The 19,518-nt window shown below is 68.7% G+C and carries 17 protein-coding genes; 12 read left to right on the plus strand and 5 right to left on the minus strand.

Going from position 1 to position 19,518, the window contains the following annotated elements; genetic code table 11:
- The first annotated feature begins 5 nt into the window (after positions 1 to 5).
- Positions 6 to 542: a hypothetical protein gene (locus tag ACGFIV_RS10445; RefSeq protein WP_358552171.1), complete on the plus strand. Its 537-nt coding sequence runs from the start codon at positions 6 to 8 to the stop codon at positions 540 to 542.
- Between the two features lie 44 nt (positions 543 to 586).
- On the opposite strand, the gene ACGFIV_RS10450 is transcribed toward ACGFIV_RS10445, so the two are convergent.
- The 3 genes from ACGFIV_RS10450 to ACGFIV_RS10460 all read right to left on the minus strand — a co-directional run bounded on the left by ACGFIV_RS10450 (position 587) and on the right by ACGFIV_RS10460 (position 5,822).
- The gene (locus ACGFIV_RS10450; RefSeq protein WP_358552169.1) at positions 587 to 3,241 is read right to left on the minus strand and encodes a phosphoenolpyruvate carboxylase; all 2,655 of its coding nucleotides are present in this window, start codon (positions 3,239 to 3,241) and stop codon (positions 587 to 589) included.
- Positions 3,242 to 3,395: 154 nt separating this feature from the next.
- Positions 3,396 to 4,952, minus strand: coding sequence for a hypothetical protein (locus ACGFIV_RS10455; RefSeq protein ID WP_358552167.1), 1,557 nt, complete (start codon positions 4,950 to 4,952; stop codon positions 3,396 to 3,398).
- Positions 4,953 to 5,003: 51 nt separating this feature from the next.
- Entirely contained in the window at positions 5,004 to 5,822 is an 819-nt protein-coding gene (locus ACGFIV_RS10460) for an ABC transporter ATP-binding protein (protein WP_392833814.1), read from the minus strand.
- A gap of 74 nt (positions 5,823 to 5,896) precedes the next feature.
- On the opposite strand from ACGFIV_RS10460, the gene ACGFIV_RS10465 reads away from it, so the two are divergent.
- From ACGFIV_RS10465 to ACGFIV_RS10515, 11 genes are all read left to right on the plus strand, one after another.
- The gene (locus ACGFIV_RS10465) at positions 5,897 to 7,495 is read left to right on the plus strand and encodes an acyl-CoA carboxylase subunit beta (RefSeq protein WP_392833817.1); all 1,599 of its coding nucleotides are present in this window, start codon (positions 5,897 to 5,899) and stop codon (positions 7,493 to 7,495) included.
- Positions 7,496 to 7,504: 9 nt separating this feature from the next.
- Positions 7,505 to 7,708, plus strand: coding sequence for an acyl-CoA carboxylase subunit epsilon (locus tag ACGFIV_RS10470; RefSeq protein ID WP_358552161.1), 204 nt, complete (start codon positions 7,505 to 7,507; stop codon positions 7,706 to 7,708).
- A 103-nt stretch (positions 7,709 to 7,811) separates the two neighbouring features.
- On the plus strand, positions 7,812 to 8,759 hold the full coding sequence (locus ACGFIV_RS10475; protein ID WP_358552159.1) for an NYN domain-containing protein: 948 nt from the start codon (positions 7,812 to 7,814) through the stop codon (positions 8,757 to 8,759).
- A 67-nt stretch (positions 8,760 to 8,826) separates the two neighbouring features.
- On the plus strand, positions 8,827 to 10,536 hold the full coding sequence (locus ACGFIV_RS10480; RefSeq protein ID WP_392833821.1) for a DNA-3-methyladenine glycosylase 2 family protein: 1,710 nt from the start codon (positions 8,827 to 8,829) through the stop codon (positions 10,534 to 10,536).
- Positions 10,533 to 11,039 carry a methylated-DNA--[protein]-cysteine S-methyltransferase gene (locus ACGFIV_RS10485; protein WP_358552155.1) on the plus strand — a complete coding sequence of 169 codons (507 nt, stop codon included), beginning with the start codon at positions 10,533 to 10,535 and terminating at the stop codon, positions 11,037 to 11,039. The genes ACGFIV_RS10480 and ACGFIV_RS10485 overlap by 4 nt, the downstream gene beginning before the upstream one ends.
- A gap of 392 nt (positions 11,040 to 11,431) precedes the next feature.
- Complete coding sequence (locus ACGFIV_RS10490; RefSeq protein WP_358552153.1) at positions 11,432 to 12,373, plus strand: Fic family protein; 942 nt, start codon at positions 11,432 to 11,434, stop codon at positions 12,371 to 12,373.
- 376 nt (positions 12,374 to 12,749) lie between these two features.
- Positions 12,750 to 13,583 (plus strand): Gfo/Idh/MocA family oxidoreductase, encoded by an 834-nt coding sequence (locus ACGFIV_RS10495; RefSeq protein ID WP_358552151.1) that lies wholly within the window; start codon positions 12,750 to 12,752, stop codon positions 13,581 to 13,583.
- Positions 13,580 to 14,443, plus strand: coding sequence for an AAA family ATPase (locus ACGFIV_RS10500; RefSeq protein ID WP_358552149.1), 864 nt, complete (start codon positions 13,580 to 13,582; stop codon positions 14,441 to 14,443). The genes ACGFIV_RS10495 and ACGFIV_RS10500 overlap by 4 nt, the downstream gene beginning before the upstream one ends.
- On the plus strand, positions 14,440 to 16,065 hold the full coding sequence (locus ACGFIV_RS10505) for a carbamoyltransferase (RefSeq protein ID WP_392833827.1): 1,626 nt from the start codon (positions 14,440 to 14,442) through the stop codon (positions 16,063 to 16,065). The genes ACGFIV_RS10500 and ACGFIV_RS10505 overlap by 4 nt, the downstream gene beginning before the upstream one ends.
- 24 nt (positions 16,066 to 16,089) lie before the next feature.
- Entirely contained in the window at positions 16,090 to 16,557 is a 468-nt protein-coding gene (locus ACGFIV_RS10510) for an NUDIX domain-containing protein (RefSeq protein WP_358552145.1), read from the plus strand.
- 6 nt (positions 16,558 to 16,563) lie between these two features.
- Positions 16,564 to 16,980, plus strand: coding sequence for a PPOX class F420-dependent oxidoreductase (locus tag ACGFIV_RS10515; protein ID WP_392833831.1), 417 nt, complete (start codon positions 16,564 to 16,566; stop codon positions 16,978 to 16,980).
- 36 nt (positions 16,981 to 17,016) lie between these two features.
- On the opposite strand, the gene ACGFIV_RS10520 is transcribed toward ACGFIV_RS10515, so the two are convergent.
- Positions 17,017 to 18,162 (minus strand): serine hydrolase domain-containing protein, encoded by a 1,146-nt coding sequence (locus ACGFIV_RS10520; RefSeq protein WP_358552141.1) that lies wholly within the window; start codon positions 18,160 to 18,162, stop codon positions 17,017 to 17,019.
- 61 nt (positions 18,163 to 18,223) lie between these two features.
- Positions 18,224 to 19,324 (minus strand): hypothetical protein, encoded by a 1,101-nt coding sequence (locus ACGFIV_RS10525; protein WP_392833834.1) that lies wholly within the window; start codon positions 19,322 to 19,324, stop codon positions 18,224 to 18,226.
- Positions 19,325 to 19,518: the final 194 nt, after the last annotated feature.

Genomic DNA, 19,518 nt, shown 5'->3' on the forward strand with positions numbered 1-19,518 from the left:
CGTCTATGGACAACGAGATACTCGTGTTCGACACAGGTCCACTAAGCCACTTCGCGATCAACAACTGGCTCGGCCCGCTGAAAGCCGTCGTCGGCGAGCGGCGGGCGATGATACCGGATGTCGTCGTAGAGGAGTTACGGGCAGGAGCGAGCGTGGATAACCGCATCGCAGCCGCGTTGAACGCATCGTGGATCGAGCACCGGGAGATGCGCAGTCCTCAGGAGATAGCAGCCTTTGCCCAGTACTCAGAGTTGCTGGTACGAAGAGATCGTAACCGTGGGGAGGCCGGAGTCCTGGCTCTGGCCTCGACCATCGGGGGTGTAGCTGTCATCGACGACCGCGCTGGGCGCAAGGCGGCGGAGACTCACAAGATCTCTTGCCGCCCCACTCTGGCTCTCCTGTGCGATGCGATCAGGCAGGGGCTGCTCACCGCAATGCTGGTGGGTGAGCTGGCCGACGACCTTCTCTCCAGCGAGTATCACCTTCCCTTTGGCCCAGGCGGATTCGTCGCCTGGGCCAAAGACCACGGCCTCGTGCCTTGATTCCCGCTTAACGGTTCGACCTCTGGTCCGCTGGGAGCGATCGGTCAGCCGGTGTTCTGGAGGCCGGCGGCGACGCCGTTGACGCTGAGCAGCAGGAGGGTTTCGAGGCGTTCGCGCTCGTCCTCCAAGAGGTTGTCCTCGGCGCGCAGGGCCGAGAGGGCGCGGAGCTGGAGGTGGGAGAGCGCGTCGACGTAGGGGTCGCGGAGCTGGACGGCCAGGGACAGGACGCGCCTGCTCTCCAGCAGCCGCGAGTGCCCAGTGATCGCCAGGACGAGCTTGCGGGTCAGGTCGTACTCGGCGAGCACCTGGTCGGAGAAGTCCTGCCTTCCACCGAGCGCGAGATAGCGGGCCGCGATCTGGCGGTCGGTCTTGGCGAGGGACATCTCGGCGTTGTCGAGGAGCGAGGCGAACAGCGGCCACTCGTGGTACGCCCGCCGCAGCTCCTCGAGCCCCGGCCCTGGCTCCTGTCCGCCGGCGCCCGGTTCTTCTGGGCGGGTGGCGGCCGGTTCGGGGCGGGTGGCGGCGAGCAGGCCGCTGCCGAGGCCGTACCAGCCGGGGAGGTTGACGCGGGTCTGGGCCCAGGCGAACACCCACGGGATCGCCCGCAGGTCGTCCAGGGACCTCGGCGCCCCGAGGCCGCGCCGCGCGGGACGCGAGCCGAGGCGCAGCGAGCCGATCTCCTCCAGAGGGCTGACCAGGCCGAACCACTCGGGGAACCCGGACGCCTCGGTCAGCGAGCGGTAGGCGTGCTCGGAGGCGGAGGCGACCTGCTCGGCCAGCAGCCGGAAACGTGCGGCGGCCTCGGCCGTACGGGCCTCGACCGAATGGGTGGAGGCGAGCAGCACGGCGTTGGTCACCTGCTCGATGTGCCGCAGGGCGATCGCCGGGTGGCCGTACCTGGCGAAGATGACCTCGCCCTGCTCGGTGACCTTGAACCGGCCGGCGACCGATCCGGGGGCCTGGGCCAGTACGGCCCGGTTGGCGGGGCCGCCGCCCCGGCCGAGGGCGCCGCCCCGGCCGTGGAAGAGGGTCAGCCGGACGTCGTTGGTGAGGGCCCAGGCGGCCAGCTCGGCCTGCGCGTCGTAGAGCTTCAGCGTCGCGGCGGCCGGGCCGAGCTCCTTGGCCGAGTCGGAGTAGCCGAGCATGACCTCAAGGCGGCGACCGTTCACGGCCAGGCGGTTCTGGACGGCCGGAAGGCCGAGCATCCCGGTGAGCACGTCCGCTGAGTTGGCGAGGTCCTCCCCGGACTCGAAGAGCGGCACGACGTCGAGGACGGGGGTGCGGCCGCCCAGGGCGTGCTCGGCGAGCTCGTAGACGGCGGCGATGTCGCCGGCCGACCGGGTGAAGGACACCACGTACCGCGAGCAGGCGGCGACGCCGAACCGCTCCTGGATCCAGGCGATCATCCGGATCGTCGCCAGGACCTCCTCGGTGCGCTCGGAGGTCGTGCCGGACCTGATCTCCTCAAGCGCCTGGGCGTGCACCTGCGAGTGCTGGCGGACCTCCAGCTCTGCCAGGTGGAACCCGAAGGTCTCGACCTGCCAGATGAGGTGCTGAATCTCCCCGTACGCCTGGCGGGTCGCCCCCGTGGACACCAGGGACGCCTGGCACGTGCGCAGGTCGCGGAGCAGCTCCTCGGGCGAGCGGTAGGCAAGGTCGAGGTCGCGGCGGCGGGTGGCGGCGATCCTGGCGGCCACGAACAGCAGCCACTGCCGGTGCGGTTCGCGCGGCGAGCGCATGCCCAGCTCGGAGACCAGCTCCGGATGGTCGTCGGCCGCCGCGGCCAGGGCGGCGAGCAGCCCCTTGCTGGGCGCGCCGTACAGGGCGGAGACGGTGAGCGTGCGGCCGATGCGGGTGGCGGCGTTCTCCAGCGCGGTCAGCACGTGCTCGGCCTGGATGAGCACCGCCTCGCGGGTGACCCGGGCGGTCACGTTGGGGTTGCCATCGCGGTCGCCGCCGATCCAGCTCCCGTAGCGGATGAAGGCCTTGGCCTGCGGCTCGCGCGTGCCTGAGCCCTCGGCGAGCGCGGCGTCCAGGGACCTGTAGATGCGCGGGACCGTACGGAACAGGGTCTCGTCGAACGCCGACATGGCCGTGCGGACCTCGTCGAGCGGGTCGAGCTTGGTGTGCCGGAGCTGGGCGGTGCGCCACAGCATGTCGATCTCTTCGAGCAGGCGGCGGTGCGCCTCCTGACGCTCGTGCGCTCCCCTGTCGGGCGCGTTGTACTCCGCGAGCTGCGCGCTGACCCGCTGGATGGCCGTGACGACCGCGCGGCGGCGCGCCTCGGTGGGGTGCGCGGTCAGCACCGGGCGGAACTCCAGCTCGGAGATCAGCTTCGTGAGCTCATCGGAACGGAGGTCGTGCTTCAGCTCGCCGACCGCCTGCGCCAGGGACTCGGGAAGCGTCGCCTCGCCGGTGTCCCTGGACCTCAGGGTGCGGATCCTGAAGTGCTCCTCGGCGAGGTTGACCAGGTGGAAGTAGCACGTGAAGGCCCGGGCGATCTGCACGCTCCGGTCGATCGACCACTCGGCGACCATCGCGGCCACCTCGTCCACGGAGATCTCGCGCCTTCGCGCCGCGATCACCGCCTTGCGCAGCCGCTCGACGTCGGCCAGCAGGTCGGGCCCGCCGTCCTCGGCGATGACGCGGCCAAGCAGCTCGCCCAGCATGCGCACATCGGCACGCAACTCGTCGGGCATCTCGGAAACGGCACTGTGGCGTTCAACAGGAGATCGGTCTGCCTGCTGCGAAGCGATGGCGGCCATACCAGGAAGGGTATCCAGTCGGCCGTGCCACCTGGATACCGGTCTCACCTATTGGACTAGACCAGTGTGCGCCCGCAGGCGGGGGGCGTCAGGCGGGCCGGGAGACGGCGGCGAGAAGGTCCGGGAGGCGGGCGTATCCGATGGTCGCGGCCAGGCGCCGTCCCGCGAGGGCGACCACCAGCCCGTACGGCACGGCCGGCACGGCGACCCAGGTCGCCCCGAGGAAGACCGGCAGCACGATGGGAAACGCCAGCATGCTGGTGCCGAGCATCGCCCCGAACGACCCGGCGAACGCCACCCCGCCCTGGCCGGGAGCCGCGCTGGTGAAGGCGTTGATCCGGTCGGGATAGGTGTAGGGCAGGATCACGCTGGTCACGGCGCCGACGCCGAGGGCGACCAGCAGAAGCCCGCTGGAGGTGAGCACGGCGGGCAGTGCCCAGGGCAGGTGCCCGGCGACCAGCGCTCCGGCGACCGAGAGCACCGCGAGCAGCGGGACCGCCACCAGGGAGACGGCGAGATGCCGTCCGGCGAAGTCGGTGCGCAGGTCTCGGTTGGAGGAGTAGACGATGGCGTTCATCCACAGGGCGCGCCCGTCGATGCCGAACGCGTTCGCCGCCTGGAGCCCGATCATCAGCGCCCCGACGCACGCGGGGGCGACGGCCAGCGCCGATCCTTCCATGCCATTGGGACCGCTGCTCAGGGAGAACATCAGCACTCCAGAGAAGCCGATGGCCGCCATCCACCCCATGCGGCCCCGCGGCTCCCGTCGGACGTACTTCAGCTCCTTGGCCACGACGGCGCCGAGCGCGCCCCCGGGCAGGAGACCGTCGAAGCGGCTGCGGCGTACCGAGCCGATCTGCGTGGAGGAGTCGGAGGTCACCATGGCCTTGCGCAGCGCCGCGATCCACAGCCAGGCGGCCCCGAGCACCACCAGGGCGACGATCACGACCTCGGCCAGTCCGAGGAGCCCGCCGTCGGCGATGGCGTGCGCGGCCATGCCCGGCGGCCCCCACCGCACCAGCGAGGCGAGGCGCGCGAGGAACTCCTCGGGATCGCCGCCGAGGCCCCGGTTCAGAAGCAGGTTGGGGAGCTGGGTCAGCAGGATCACGAAGACGACGCCCACGGCCAGCAGGTCGCGGCCCCGGCGGGTGCGCAGCACGCGCGAGAGCGCCGTGGTGACGGCCCTCGACACGACGATGCACAGGGCGACCTGCAGCACGATGGCCACCAGGCCGATCAGCACCCCGGTGAGGCTCCGCGACAGCCCGACGACGGCGCCGGCGAGGAAGCACAGCGAGGCCAGCGGCCACGGGCCGGTGGCCGAGGCGGCGAACATGCCGGCGGCCATCTGGCGGGCCGTGAGCGGGAACAGGGTCAGCCGCGCGGGGTCGAGCGTCTCGTCCACGCCGAACACGAGCAGCGGGCCGATCACCCAGATCAGCGTGAGCAAGGTGAACATCACCACGCCCGCGTTCACCGCCACGTCCGGGGGTGCCAATCGCAACAGGCTCATCAGAAGGAGCCCCCCGCAGGCCACCAGGACCGCCGCGATCATCGTGAAGACGAAGCCGACCTGGCGCATGGTGTCGCCGCGAAGGTTCCCGGCGATCAGGCGGAGCTTCAGGCGGACGAAAAGCCAGGCCATGACGGCCCCTCTCGGCTCGGGCACTCCTTGTTCATACCGGTCCCGCCGGGGTCACATGGGGGAGGATCCGAGCCACGACAGGCCCTCCTCGCCGGTGCCGCGGACGCCGACCAGGTCGAGCAGGGCCTCGTTGAGCGTGTGGCCGCCGCGGACCTCGCTCAGGGTGCCCTGGGCGACGATCCGGCCGTGGTTCATCACCGAGACCCAGTCGCACAGGCGCTCGACGAGCTCCATCACGTGGCTGGAGAACACGACGGTCGAGCCGGAGGAGGTGTAGCGCTGGAGGACCTCGGCGAGCGTGTTGGCGCTGACCGGGTCGACGCCCTCGAAGGGCTCGTCGAGAAAGAGGACCTTGGGGTTGTGCAGCAGGGCGGCGGCCAGGCCGATCTTCTTGCGCATGCCGGTGGAGTAGTCGACGACCAGCTTGTCGGCCGAGGCCGCGAGGTCCATGACGTTCAGCAGTTCCTCGGCGCGGCGGGCGACCTCTTCCTTGGGGATGCCCCTGATCTGGCCGTTGTACGAGAGCAGCTCGCGCCCCGACAGCCGTTCGAACAGCCGCAGTCCCTCGGGCAGCACGCCGACCTGGGCCTTGACCGCCACCGGGTGACGCCACACGTCGACCCCGCCGACCTCCACCGAGCCCGCGTCGGGCATGAGCAGACCGGTGATCATGCTGAGCGTGGTCGTCTTCCCTGCGCCGTTCGGGCCGACGAGGCCGGCGAAGCTGCCGCGCGGCACCACGAGGTCGACCCCGGCGACCGCCACCTGAGGGCCGAACCGCTTGTAGAGCCCCCGCGTGCGGACCGCTTCCGGGGGGCCGGTGGAGCCCGCCGAGACCGCCGAGCCGGGCCCACTGGCGAAATCGGTCATGCCGTCACTCTAATCGGGAGCCCAAGGACGGTTCCGGGTGACCGCCGATCTGACAGGAGGACTAACCTACGGACATGAGCGCTGAGCCCGTTCCGCACGTCGAGGGCATCGATCCGCACACCACCGCGGGGAAGATCGCTGACCTGGAGCGACGCCTCGACGAGGCCGCCCACGCCGGATCCTCGCGTGCGGTGGAGAAACAACACGCCAAGGGCAAGATGACCGCCCGTGAGCGGCTGGTCGCGTTCCTCGACGAGGGATCGCTGGTGGAGTTCGACGAGCTCGCCCGCCACCGGTCGTCCAGCTTCGGCATGGAGCGCGAGCGGCCGTACGGCGACGGCGTGGTCACCGGGTACGGCACCGTGGCGGGCCGCCCCGTGGCCGTCTTCGCGCAGGACTTCACGGTCTTCGGCGGCTCGCTCGGCGAGGTGTTCGGCGAGAAGATCGTCAAGGTCATGGACCACGCTCTCAAGACCGGCTGCCCGGTGGTCGGCATCAACGACTCCGGGGGCGCGCGCATCCAGGAGGGCGTCGTCTCGCTCGGGCTCTACGCCGAGATCTTCAAGCGCAACGTCCACGCCTCGGGGGTCATCCCGCAGATCTCCCTGATCATGGGCCCGTGCGCGGGCGGCGCCGTGTACTCCCCGGCGCTCACCGACTTCGTGCTCATGGTGCGCGAGAAGTCGCACATGTTCATCACCGGCCCCGACGTCATCAAGACGGTCACCGGCGAGGAGGTGACGTTCGAGGAGCTCGGCGGCGCGCACACCCACAACTCCAAGTCGGGCGTGGCCCACTACGAGGCGGCCGACGAGGCCGACTGCCTGGAGTTCGCCCGGGCGCTCCTGTCGTACCTGCCGTCCAACAACATGGACGAGACCCCGGTGTTCGACTCCCCCGCCGACCTGGCCGTCAGCGACACCGACCGCGAGCTCGACACCCTCATCCCCGACTCGGCGAACCAGCCGTACGACATGCACCAGGTCATCGAGCACGTGCTGGACGACGGCGAGTTCCTGGAGATCCACGCGGGGTTCGCGCCCAACATCGTCGTCGGCTTCGGCCGGGTCGAGGGGCACTCGGTGGGGGTGGTGGCCAACCAGCCGATGAGCTTCGCGGGCACGCTGGACATCGCCGCTTCCGAAAAGGCCGCGCGTTTCGTCCGCACCTGCGATGCCTTTAACATTCCCGTCCTTACTTTCGTGGACGTGCCGGGCTTCCTTCCGGGTACTGATCAAGAATGGAACGGGATCATCCGGCGCGGCGCCAAACTGCTGTACGCCTATGCCGAGGCGACGGTGCCGCTGGTCACGGTGATCACCCGCAAGGCGTACGGCGGCGCCTACGACGTCATGGGCTCCAAGCACCTCGGGGCCGATATCAACCTGGCGTGGCCGACGGCGCAGATCGCGGTGATGGGCGCCCAGGGCGCGGTCAACATCCTCTACCGGCGCGAGCTGACGACCGCGGACGACCCCGACGCCGAGCGGACCCGGCTGATCACCGACTACGAGGACACGCTCGCCAATCCGTACCTCGCGGCCGAGCGGGGGTACGTCGACGCGGTGATCCGGCCCTCGGACACCCGGGTCAAGATCGTCAGGGCGCTTCGCGCGCTGCGCAACAAGCGCCAGACCCTGCCGCCGAAGAAGCACGGCAACATCCCCCTGTAGGAGGCGTCCATGGATCAGCCCTATCTGAGGATCATTCACGGTGACGCCACCGTGGAGGAGGTCGCCGCGCTCGTGATCGCAGTTGCGACAAGGCAGACAAGCCTGGTGCAAACCGCTCGAAACCGCGAAACGTGGCGTAACCCAGCACATCAGCTGAGAAGGGCGTTCCCCACGGGGCCGGGAGCGTGGCGAGCAAGCTCACTGCCCCATTAGATCTTTGGAAGTGGGTGTCAAGCGAGCTAAGAGTTGGGACTATCTAGAAATGGGGGAATATAGTCAGCCGATCATTGCCTAGGACCGAGGCCTGGAGGAGAGCATGGCAATCCCGGACCTCACACCGCATCCCGTGGCGGCGAAATACGCCGTTCTCGTGGACGTCGGCTATCTCTACGCTGCGGCGGGCGAGGTCATCTTGGGCGCCAAGGAGCGCAAGGAATATCGCGTAGCGGCCGACGAGCTGATCCAAGCTCTCAAGAAGCACGCGATGGAGCGCATCCCCGGCGAGTTGCTGCGCGTCTACTGGTACGACGCCGCCCGCGACCGGGTGCCCACCGTCGACCAGCGTGTGATCGCGCAGCTTCCGTGGGTCAAGGTGCGCCTCGGCAACCTCAACGCCCGTGGGCAGCAGAAGGGCGTCGACGCGCAGATCCGCAGCGACCTGGAGGCACTGGCCCGTCACCACGCGGTGAGCGACACCGTGCTGATCGCGGGAGACGAGGACATGGTCCCCGCCGTCGAGGCGGCCCAGACGTTCGGAGTACGCATCCATCTGTGGGGCGTCGAACCTCCCTATGGAACCAATCAGGCCGAGCGTCTCGTATGGGAGTCCGACACCGTCGAGGAGCTGGGGTCCGACTTCCTGCGCCCCTACTTCAACCGTGCCGCCCAGGTGGTGACCGCCACCGCGCCCACGCCGCCGTCGCCCGCCCAGGTGTTCGCCGGCCGCACCGCGCTCAGCGCCAAACCCGCCGTCAAGCACCCCGGGCAGGTCACCAAGCTGGGGCCGAGCCGCCCGAGGGTCGAGGAGGTCGGCGAGCACGTCGCGCAGAAGTGGATCCTCACGCGGGGCCGCGACAACATCCGCGACCTGCTCCCGGGACCGCTGCTGCCGACGGTCATCGACACCGAGTTGCTGATCGAGGCCGAGAAGGAGCTCGGCCACTCCCTGCGCCCCTACCCCGAGGCCCGAGTGTGGCTGCGCGACGGCTTCTGGGCCCGCGTCTACCGCGAATTCGACCTGGGGGTCGGCATTTCGACGAAGTGACACCGGCCGACGGCGAGGTCCGATTCCCGCCAGTCGTGCGGCCTGAACAGGGCATAACGTCGTAGCTGTGACACCACACCAGACCCTCGACTTCGACTCCTGTTACAGGGCGGCGAGCGCTCGCGACACGAGGTTCGACGGGCGGTTCTACACGGCCGTCACCTCGACAGGCATCTACTGCCGCCCCATCTGCCCGGCCCGTACGCCCGCACGGCAGAACGTCCGGTTCTACCGGCACGCCGCCTCGGCGGAGGCGGCGGGGTTCCGCCCGTGCCGCCGTTGCCGCCCCGAGCTCAGCCCGGGAGATCCCGGCTGGGACGTCGCCGCCGACCTCGTCGGACGGGCGATGCGGCTGATCGACGACGGCGTGGCCGACGAGTACGGCGTCGCGGGCCTCGCGAGCCGGTTGCACGTCACAGAACGGCACCTCCTGCGCCTGTTCACGGCCCAGCTCGGCGTCGGTCCGCTGGCCGTGGCGAGGACCAGGCGGCTGCTGCTCGCCAAGCAACTGCTGACCGAGACCCCGCTGCCGATCACCGACGTGGCGTTCGCCGCCGGGTTCGGCAGCGTGCGCCAGTTCAACGCCACGATGAAGGAGGCGTACGGCTTCGCGCCCAGCGACCTCCGCACCACCTCGGGCCCCCTCGCCCGCGCCGCCTCCGCGAGAACCACCAGACCAGGCTCCCGGACCACCACCTCCGCTGAAGCCGCGAACCAGGGTTCCCAGACCACCGAGTCCGCTGGAGCGGTGAACCACGATTCCCAGGCCATCGCGTCTCCTGGAGCCCCGACATCGGGTTCCCGGGTCGCCGGGTCGTCGCGGGGCGTCACTCCCGGCATGCCCGCGACGCTCACGCTGCGGCTGAACTACCGGCCGCCGTACGACGCGGAGACCCTGCTCGGCTTCCTGGCCTCCCGCGCTGTCCCGGGGGTCGAGGAGGCGAGCCCCACCGGCTACCGCCGCGCCGTGCCCGGAGGGGTGATCACTCTGGCTCCCGCCGTCGGGCACATCAGGCTGTCGGTGACCCTCGACGACACCCGTCACCTGGCGAGGATCGTCTCCCGGTGCCGCCGGTTGCTCGACCTCGACTCCGACCCCGGCGCCATCGCCGACGCCCTCCGCGCGACCGCGCTCCGCCCGCTGGTCGAGCGACGTCCGGGGCTGCGCGTGCCCGGCGCCTTCGACGGCTTCGAGCTGGCGGTACGCGCCGTGGTGGGCCAGCAGGTCTCGGTCGCCGGCGCCAGGACGCTACTCGGCCGCATCGCCATCCGCGCCGGAACCCCTGCCAAGCCCTACGACGTCGCAGCCCTCGCCGGACCCCCGTCCCCACCCGGACCCCTGGCCGGACCGTCCGACCAGCCTTACGACGGTGGCAGGAGCGCGCGGGTGGGTGCGGACGCCGATGGACCGCGCCTGCTGTTCCCGAAGGCCGAGTGGCTGGCGGGGGCCGATCTGTCCGGGCTCGGGCTGACCGGGCGGCGCGTCACGACGCTGAAGATCCTCGCCGAGAAGACGGCCTCGGGCGAGCTCGACCTCGACGGCGGGGCGGACCCGGCCGAGACCGCGTCCCGGCTCCTGGACATCCCGGGCATCGGGCCGTGGACCACCGGCTACATCGTGATGCGCGCCCTGCGCGACCCCGACGCCTGGCCCTCCGGCGACCTCGGCCTCCGGCGGGCCATGAAGGCACTCGACATCCCCGAAGACGACACCGAGCGGTGGCGCCCCTGGCGGGCGTACGCCGCGCTACACCTCTGGAGCTCGGAGACGCCATGAACGCAACGATCGACGCACAGGTCCTGCCGACTCCGACCGGGCCGCTCTCGCTGCTCGTACATGAGGACGTGCTGGTCGCCGCGGGGTTCACCGCCGACCCCGGTGCGATGCATGTACGGCTGCCGGGGACGCTCACCGCGCTCCCCCTCCAGCTCGTCGACGACCTCGGCAAGCCCGCTCGGGCCGTACGGGACTACCTCGACGGCGACCTGTTCGCTCTCGACACCGTAGAGCTCGACCAGCCGGGGACGCCGACCCGGCAACGGCTGCTCGCGGCGCTGCGCGCCGTCCCTGCGGGAACGACGGTGAGCTACGCGGAACTGGCCGAGCGGGCCGGGCTGCCGAGGACCGCGGCGCGGGCGGCCGGGTCGGCATGCGCCCAGAACCTCGTCGCCCCGTTCGTCCCCTGCCACCGCGTACTCCCCTCCGCCGGCGGCTTCGGCGGCTACTACTACGGCACCCCCGTCAAGGAATGGCTCCTCAAGCACGAAAACGCCCTGTAGAGGAAGCTATCGAGCGGGCCTTCCTGATCCCCTCAGCTCCCAGGGGTTCACTCGCATCAGGCCGGGACTGGAGCGCTGACGGCGGCGCGGTGGTCACCGAGCACAGGCAGGGCGGCCCGCTTCTCCGTCGGAACGGTGTCAAGCACCCTGCGTGCGCTGTGAAGGGTCATGTGGGTGGGCAGTCCACCGCCAATCAATGCGCTAAACTAACTAATTGGATCATTGATTAGGTAGTTTACGTCATTTATTGCGTAGTTCGCTCGCCGTTCCGAGGAGCCATGCGAACCTTTATTGACCTTGATCGCGTTCTGGACAGAGTGCCCTCCCGGATCGTGACCACTCTGAGCGCCGTCGACTTCGGCCGCGGCTGCGAAGCGCTGTACCGGGACCAGTTGCCCGGCCTGCTGCAAGAACTCGCCGACCGCGCCCGAGTGGCCAGCATCACCGCATCCTCCGCCATCGAGGGAATCGTCGTCCCCGACCCCGTTCGCGCCGAACGCATCATCCGCGGACAAGCCACAGCCTTCCGGAGCCGGAGCGAGGAGGAACTCGCAGGTGCGCGCGATGCCCTGGACTACCTCTTCCAGCACGACTGGCGGCCACTCAACACCGGCCTGCTGCTTCACCTGCACCGGCTGCTCTTCGTCCACACGGCCGCACCGGGAGGCCGGTTCAAGAGGGAAGACAACCTGGTCGTAGATCGGATGCCCGACGGAACTCTGATCGAACGGTTCCGTCCCGTCAGCGCGGCCGAGACCGACTTCCACGTCCACGAATTGATTGAGCGCTACCTGAAGGCGGTCGACGAGGGACAGCACCACAGCGTCCTCCTGGTCGGCCTGTTCATCCTGGACCTGCTGGTCATCCACCCCTTTGAGGATGGCAACGGCAGGATTGCCCGAGCGCTCACCAACGCCCTGCTCATGGACGCTGGATACGGTGTGGTGCGCTATGTCAGCCTGGAGCAGGTCATCGCCAGATCGCCTGACTCCTACTACCAGGCCCTGCTGGACTCGACCCACGGCTGGCACCAGGACACCGCCGATCCCTGGCCGTGGCTGTGCTACTTCACCAAGCTGCTCGCCCAGGGATACCAGGTCTTCGCCGCACGCGCCGCAGCCGAACACTCACCCGGCACCAAGCAGGACCGTGTCAGAAACTACGTGATGCGGCAGGGACCCCCCATCTTCAGGATCACCGACATTCGTGCCGCGCTTCCAGGCATCAGCGACCAGACGATCCGCCTGGTTCTCAACGAAATGAGGGATGAAGGGATCATCGCCGCCGACGGTGTCGGCCGCTCAGCCATGTGGAGGCGTCACACCCTGAACTGACATCCCATGATCGTTACAACCGTGCACCCATCTCATGGCGGTCCACCCCTGTTGCGAGGAGCGACCCGCAGTTGCGGCCCCCGCGCTTGCACAGCCTGCGGAGTCCGTCCCGCAGCTTCTCAACGTTGACGGCTTGGCTGTGCATGTGACCGATCTGGACGCGATCGACGGCAAGTCCCATCTTCGACCTCGCCCTGTTTCGGCAGGCTGAAGGCCGAGCTCGACCGGCAGGCCCACCGGGACGGCGGCTACTTGGAGTCACTCAGGCCGGGACTTGAGCGCTGATGGCGGCGCGGTAGTCGCCGAGCGCAGGCAGTTCGGCCCGCTTCTCGACCGGCACGGTGTCGAGCACCATGCGGGCCGTACGCAAGATTATTTGCGTACGGTAGGCTACCTCATCGACGTCGCGACCCGGCCGGACGGCCGCCTGAACCTGGTCCGCGAACTTCTTCCATACGGCAAGCCGCTGCTGCTGCAAAAACCGGTCTCCTACACGCTGGACGAGGCGACCGCCATCGCCCGGGAAGCGGCACAAGCGGGCGTTCCGGTTGCGGTTAACCACAACCTTCGGTGGGCGCCTGCGCAACGGCTGCTGCTCGACTGGGCCCGGACCGGACGGCTCGGCGACCTCGCCCATCTGGCGCACGTCCACCACTTCTGCGAGGACGAGGGCACCTGGTACACCGACCATCCCGGCTACCTGTTTCTCGACCACGGGCTGCACTACCTCGACCTCGCCCGCCAGCTTGCCAGGAGCGACCCGGTCGCCGTATCGGCGCGCGCAAGCATCCTGCCCGGCCAGCGTGCCCGCTGCCCACTCACCTACACGATCATGCTGGCGTTCGACGCCCCGCTCGTCGCCTGTCTGACCATGTACAACCGGACCCGCAGCCCGCAGGCCTGGTCCAGCGCCTGGCATGTTAACGGCGACCGGGCCGACGCTCAGGCCACCTACAGCACTGCCGCCCTGCACACCGCTTGCGGCTCCGAGACGTTCACGCCGCCCGGCGAGTGGGTGCCCGACGGGATCCTCGGCGCCTACACGGCGTTTGTCCACGCTCTTGAAGCCAGCGCCATTCCCGAGCACGACATCACCGACCACCTGCGCAGCCTCGCGTTGGCCACGGCCGCACTGGAGTCGGCGAACACCGGCGGAAACTGGACCACCGTCGCGGCCACCGGCCCCCGCCTGGAAGGCTCGGCCCGATGACGGGCCCGATAGCGCTCGCACTCGAAGGCCCGCCGGGAGCAGGAAAGACCACGTTGCTCGGCGCGCTGGTGCCCACCCTCGGTGATAGTGCCCTGTTCTTCAGCGAGCCGAACATCAAGCTCAGCAGCGGCACCGGGACTCCGGTCCACAGCGCCCCCGCAGCCCATACGCTGTGGTACCTGCGGCAAGAAAGGGCCCGCGCGGCAGCGCTGCGCGCGCGAGACCTCACCGCCTGCTCGGATGTGGTGGTGTGCGACCGCAACCACCTGGGCGTGCTCGCCTACACCTGGGCCTCCCGCCGCGAGGCCACCCTGCCGTACAGCAAAGCCGTCGCCTACTACCGCCGACACATCGAGCCCCTCTATGACAGCGGCCTGCGAACGGTGATCCTGCTGGTGAGCGTCACGGCCAGCTTGGAGCGCCGCGGGGGTCGCCCGGCCCATCCACGCTGGCGCCAATGGTACGAGCGGGGCCTTCTGGAGCGGATGTCGGAGTTCTACACCGAGCACGCGCCCAGCCTGTGTCCTCACCCGCCGCTGGTCATCGACACCGATCGGCTTACCCTCTCGGCTGTTCTGTCCGCCGTAGCCGATGAACTGCGCACCGCCGGAGCCACCGTCCCCGCGCACCCGCCCACAGCTCCAGCCAAGCCGGGCGTCGATGCCCGATTTGGCGGCTTCTACCGCAAACTGGGCGGCTCGGCGGTCCTGGGTGGCACCGTCACCGATGCGTTTGCCTACCGAGGCGGGCTGATGCAGATGTTCCAACTCGCCAGCCTCATCCAGCTTCACGGCCTTACTCGGCTGTGGAATCCGCTCAACGTCCTGCCCACCGACGATCTCAACGGAGCCGCCCCATGAGCAGCCAAACACCGTGCGTGATCGGCGTCAATTTCGGCCACGACGGCGGCGCCGCCCTCCTCACGCCGGATCTCATGGTCGCGATCGGCGAGGAGCGGCTCAATCGCCGCCGCTACAGCCCCGGCTGGCTCAACGCCGTCCTGTACTGCCTGCGCGCCGCCGACCTCAGTCTCTCTGACGTCGACCTGGTGGTCGCCAGCTCTTTTGGCCGCACCCCGGCGACCTCCGCTGACACGGGTCTGCGGTACCTGGGAGTCGACCCCGGCCGGATCATCATCGTCGACCACCACCTGTCCCACGCCTATACCGCCTACTGTCTCGGCCCACACGAGGAGACGACCATCGTGGTCACTGACGGTGCCGGCAACAACGCCGACACCGAGACCTTCTATGCAGCCAACCGCGACGGCATCACCCGGTTCGGCGGCAACGATCCCTCCCGAAGACGGGCGGGCGGGATCGGCGCCACCTACGAGGCGTTCACCGAATGGCTCGGCTGGTCTGCCCAGGAAGCCGGCAAGACCATGGCACTGGCCTCCTACGGAGATCCCGGCGCGTTCGCCGCCCCATTGTTCGACCTGCACGACACTCGCGTGTACGGGCGACTGACCGCCACCCACTCCGCCGGGATCGCCGAGCTGACCGCCCGCACTGGCTGGGACTTCGGGCCACCCGGCAGCAAGGGCACCGACCAGCGCGGCATCGACGCCGCCGCTTACCTACAGGCCCAGGTCGAACAAGTCCTGACCGGACTCGTCGAAAACGTTATCGCCGAAACCGGGATCACCCGTCTGTGCCTGGCCGGCGGGGTCGCGCTCAACTGCGTCGCCAACGACCAGATCCGCCGCCTCCCAAAGGTCACCGCGTTGTTCGTTCCTCCACCCGCCTCCGATCGCGGCCAGGCCCTCGGCTGCGCCCTGTACGGGTTCCACCGGCTCACAGGCGAACTTCCACGCCGCCCGCTGGCCGATGACTCCTTCGGCCGCGCCTATAGCGATGAGGAAATCGAACTCGCGCTCAACCGTGACCCCCGCTCCGGTCTGGTCGAGCGAGCCTTCGTCCCGTTCACGTGGCGGCGCGAAAGCGACATCACCACAACTGCGGCGCAGCTTCTCGCGGACGGCAAGCTGATCGGCTGGTTCGACGGCGGCAGCGAGCTTGGACCCCGCGCGCTCGGCCATCGCTCCATCCTCGCTGACCCGCGTACGATCGCCTCCCGCGATGCCCTCAACGATCGGATCAAGCACCGGGAGCCGTTCCGTCCGTTCGCGCCCGCCGTCCTGCAGGCCGATGCCTCCCACTGGTTCGACCTCGACCCCGACGGATCACCCTTCATGCTGCTGGCGCCGACTGTCCACCCCGGCCAAGCCCACCTGATTCCCGGTGTCGTCCACGTCGATGGCACAGCCCGCGCCCAGACCGTCGACCCCAATATCAACGCCCGTTTCGCCGCCGTGATCGAACACTTTGGGAAGATCACCGGGGTGCCGGTCGTGTTGAACACTTCGTTCAACGACCGTGAACCGATCGTCGAGTCACCCGCGGACGCCCTGGCCACCTTCCAGGCCACCGACCTGGACGCGCTCTGCCTGGGAGACTACGTCGTGGAGAAGCGACCATGAGTTGCGGCCTGCGACAATCAAGGCATGACCGCCGTTCGACTTCGCCAAGCCGCCCGCGTGATCGTTCTCGACGATAGCGATCAGGTGCTCCTCCTGCGCTATGAAGAAGGCAACGGCGTGTTCTGGGCAACCCCGGGCGGCGCCTTGGACGCGGGTGAGACCCACACCCAGGCGGCGATCCGTGAGCTGCGTGAGGAGCTTGGCATCGAAGAGGTCGAGTTGGGCCCGCAGCTCGCCTCCCGCGCCAAGACCCACATGATCCATGGAGAGCTCACTGAGCAGGTCGAAAAGTACTTCATCGCCCATATTCCCGCCGATCAGGTTGACCCTGCTCAGGCCACCCAGACCGACGACATCCTCGCTTGGCAGTGGTGGGATCTCACCGAACTCGGCCGTACCCGCCAGACCGTCTACCCGCTCGGCCTCACTGCCTTGATCAAGCAGTACCTGACCGAGGGGGCCCCGGCCGCCCCATATGTGCTGCCGGGATAGACGAAGATGCCGGGGAAAGCCCCGCGTGCGGACCTGGCAGGACGGGGTGAGCCGTTCTCCGCGTTCTGGAGTGAGCGGCACCTGTGCACGCTGACCACCGTCCGTTCCGACGGGACGCCGCATGTCGTGCCGGTCGGGGTGACGCTCGACCTCGGCACGGCGACCGCTCGGGTGATCACCTCGCGTGGGTCGTACAAGGCCCGACTGGTGGCCGCGGCCGGGCCCGGGGGCGCGCCGGTCGCCGTCTGCCAGGTCGACGGGCGGCGCTGGTCCACCCTGGAAGGGCGTGCCGTGATCCGGGACGACCCCGACGAGATCGCCGACGCCGAGCACCGGTACGCGCAGCGCTACCGCGCGCCCCGGCAGAACCCCGAACGGGTCGTGATCGAGATCGAGGTCACGCGGATTCTCGGCAACGTCTGAGATGCCCTGTGCCGGCGGATGACCCCGACGCGGGGCCTACCTGGTCATTTCCCGCCAGAAGTCGCGCATCAGCGGGGGCGGGGTCGGTCCCGTCATCTCCACCTGGCTGAGCAGGATGGTGACCGTGCCGGTAGACGGTATGAGGTGCGCCGCCGTTCCGGTGCCGCCGACCCAGCCGTAGCGTCCCGGGACGTTCCAGGGATCGATGGCCTCGACGTCGACCGAGCCGCCGAAGCCCCACCCCTGCCCTTCCAGGAACAGCACGCTCGCGTCACGCTGGGACCGGGTCAGCTGGTCGCTGGTCATCTGCCGTACGGACGCGAGCGACAGCAGTCGGCGACCGTCGACGGTCCCTTCGGCGAGCATCATCCTGGCGAAGGAGAGCAGGTCGTCGGCGGTCGAGACCAGCCCTCCGGCGCCGGACGGGAACGCGGGCGGGCTGCTCCACTGCCCGCCGGGTGCGTCCACCAGGTTCAGGCCCCCGGCCGGATCGATGCGGTAGTAACAGGTGAACCGGTCGAGCTTGCCGGTCGGAACGTCGAATCCCGTGTCGACCATGCCCAGCGGCTCGAACAGCCGCTCGGCCAGGAACTCGGGCAACGGGCGGCCAGAGACCCTGGCGATCAGCACGCCCAGGATGTCGGAGCAGGTGTTGTACAGCCAGGCGTCCCCCGGCTGACACAGCAGCGGGATGCGGGACAGCCTCGCCATCCACTCGTCCGGCGCCGGGATGAGTTGAGGTTGCGGTGGCCCCTGGTTCAGTTCAGTGAACAACGGGGCGATCGCCGGCAGAGAGAAGTCGGACGGAAACCCGTACCCGGCACGGAAGGTGAGCAGATCTTCCACAGTGATCGGCCGGGCAGCCGGGACCACGTCATCGACCGGACCGTCCGGCGTCCGGACCACGCTCGGTGACGCCAGTTCCGGCAACCATTCTCCGATCGGGTCGTCCAGCGCGATGCGGCCTTCGTCGACCAGCATCATGACCGCCGCGGCGATGACGGGCTTGCTGACCGAAGCGATACGGAAGATCGTGTCCCTGGCCATCGGGGATGTGCCGTCGACGTCGACAGACCCGACGGCCTCCACCTCGACCCCGCCGCCCCGGGCCACCAGACCTACCACCCCCGGCACCGATCCGTCCCCGACGTACGTCTTCAAGAAGTCACGCAGGATGCTCATCGGTCCACCTTCTCAACCACGCGGCTCCAAGGTAAGACCAGCACGGCCAGGTCAAGCAGCGTCAATAGGCGACCGCACTCGCGGCCGCCTCCGGCATGACGTCGCCATGCACTCGTCGGAGATAGTCCAACGCGTGCTCCGTGGCTGGATCGTGATTCAGTCGGTCTCGGTAGAAATGGAGGCGGTCCTCACAGTCGTCGATGACCTCACTCCACGTTCGCGCCCAGATACGGACGCCCCCCTCCCACTCGGCGATACAGCCGGGCGGCCGATTCGGGGCTGTCGCATCCCTCCGGACGATGTCGTCCATCTCTGTGGAGACGACCCAGAAATTCCAGGAAACCCGAGCATCGCGAAACTGCGGATCGTCGACGACCGCCTGGGCATAGCTCTTGATCTGACCGACCTCCATCTGGCCGATCTTCACACTGGGGGCCTTGAGTTCCACCACGAGATGCTCGCGCCCGGCACTCCCCCGGCGCGCTTTGCCGAGCATGAGGTCGACGATTCCCTGGCGACCGTCTTCTCTGCGCACCGGGACAAGCCGACCGGCTTCAGGGTCACGGCCCAACGCTTTCAAGTGACGCATGAGCACCGTATCCAGGCTCTGATCGCTGACCATCAGCGCGTAGGCGTCCCCGAACACCCACGTCTCACGCTCAAGGATTTTGTGAAGCTCTCTTCGCTCCTTGACCGTCCTGCTGATCTCCGGCTCGAACACGAGTTTCTTGAGCACGGCGATGAAGTCCAGCCGGTCGGCCACCTGCCCGGTCGCCTTGACCACATCGGAGAGGCTCGTTCGTTGGAGAATCCGCTTGAGCTCCTCCTGCTCTGACTGTGGCAGCCGGAACAGCTCGTCCAGAACCGGGTAGAGCCCGCTGGGATCATGGGCGATGATCTCTTTGAGCAGCCGGAGGGTTGTCTTCCGGTTCTGCTGGGAACCTGGGATACGGCGCGCGATCGTGGTCGCCACCTCGTCGAACATCTGGCGCTCCACCGCCTGCGTCGGTTCGGTGGGCTCCCCCGAGTAAGGATAGACCTCCTCGCGCTTCCACTCCTGGATCAGCCTGGCTCTGCGCTCCCGGTCACGCTGTCGGAAGTGCCCACGGAGAGTTTCCCTGGCCACCCCCAAAAGACCTCCGAGCTCGTCCATCTCCGCCATTGGGAGATCGCTCCGCCGTTCGACGAATCCGTCCCACAAGAGATAGGCCGTGAAGTGGTATCCCGGCGCCTGGATTCCAGGCGAGACCTCGTCCAGTACCAGGGCCCCGGCGAGTTTGTGATTTGGTCAGCTTGATTCCCTCACTTCCATCTTGAACAGATTGAGGGTGCGTCGGTGGCTGTAGACGTGGTGGC

The sequence above is a fragment of the Sphaerisporangium sp. NPDC049003 genome (assembly GCF_043197795.1).
Lineage (GTDB): Bacteria > Actinomycetota > Actinomycetes > Streptosporangiales > Streptosporangiaceae > Sphaerisporangium.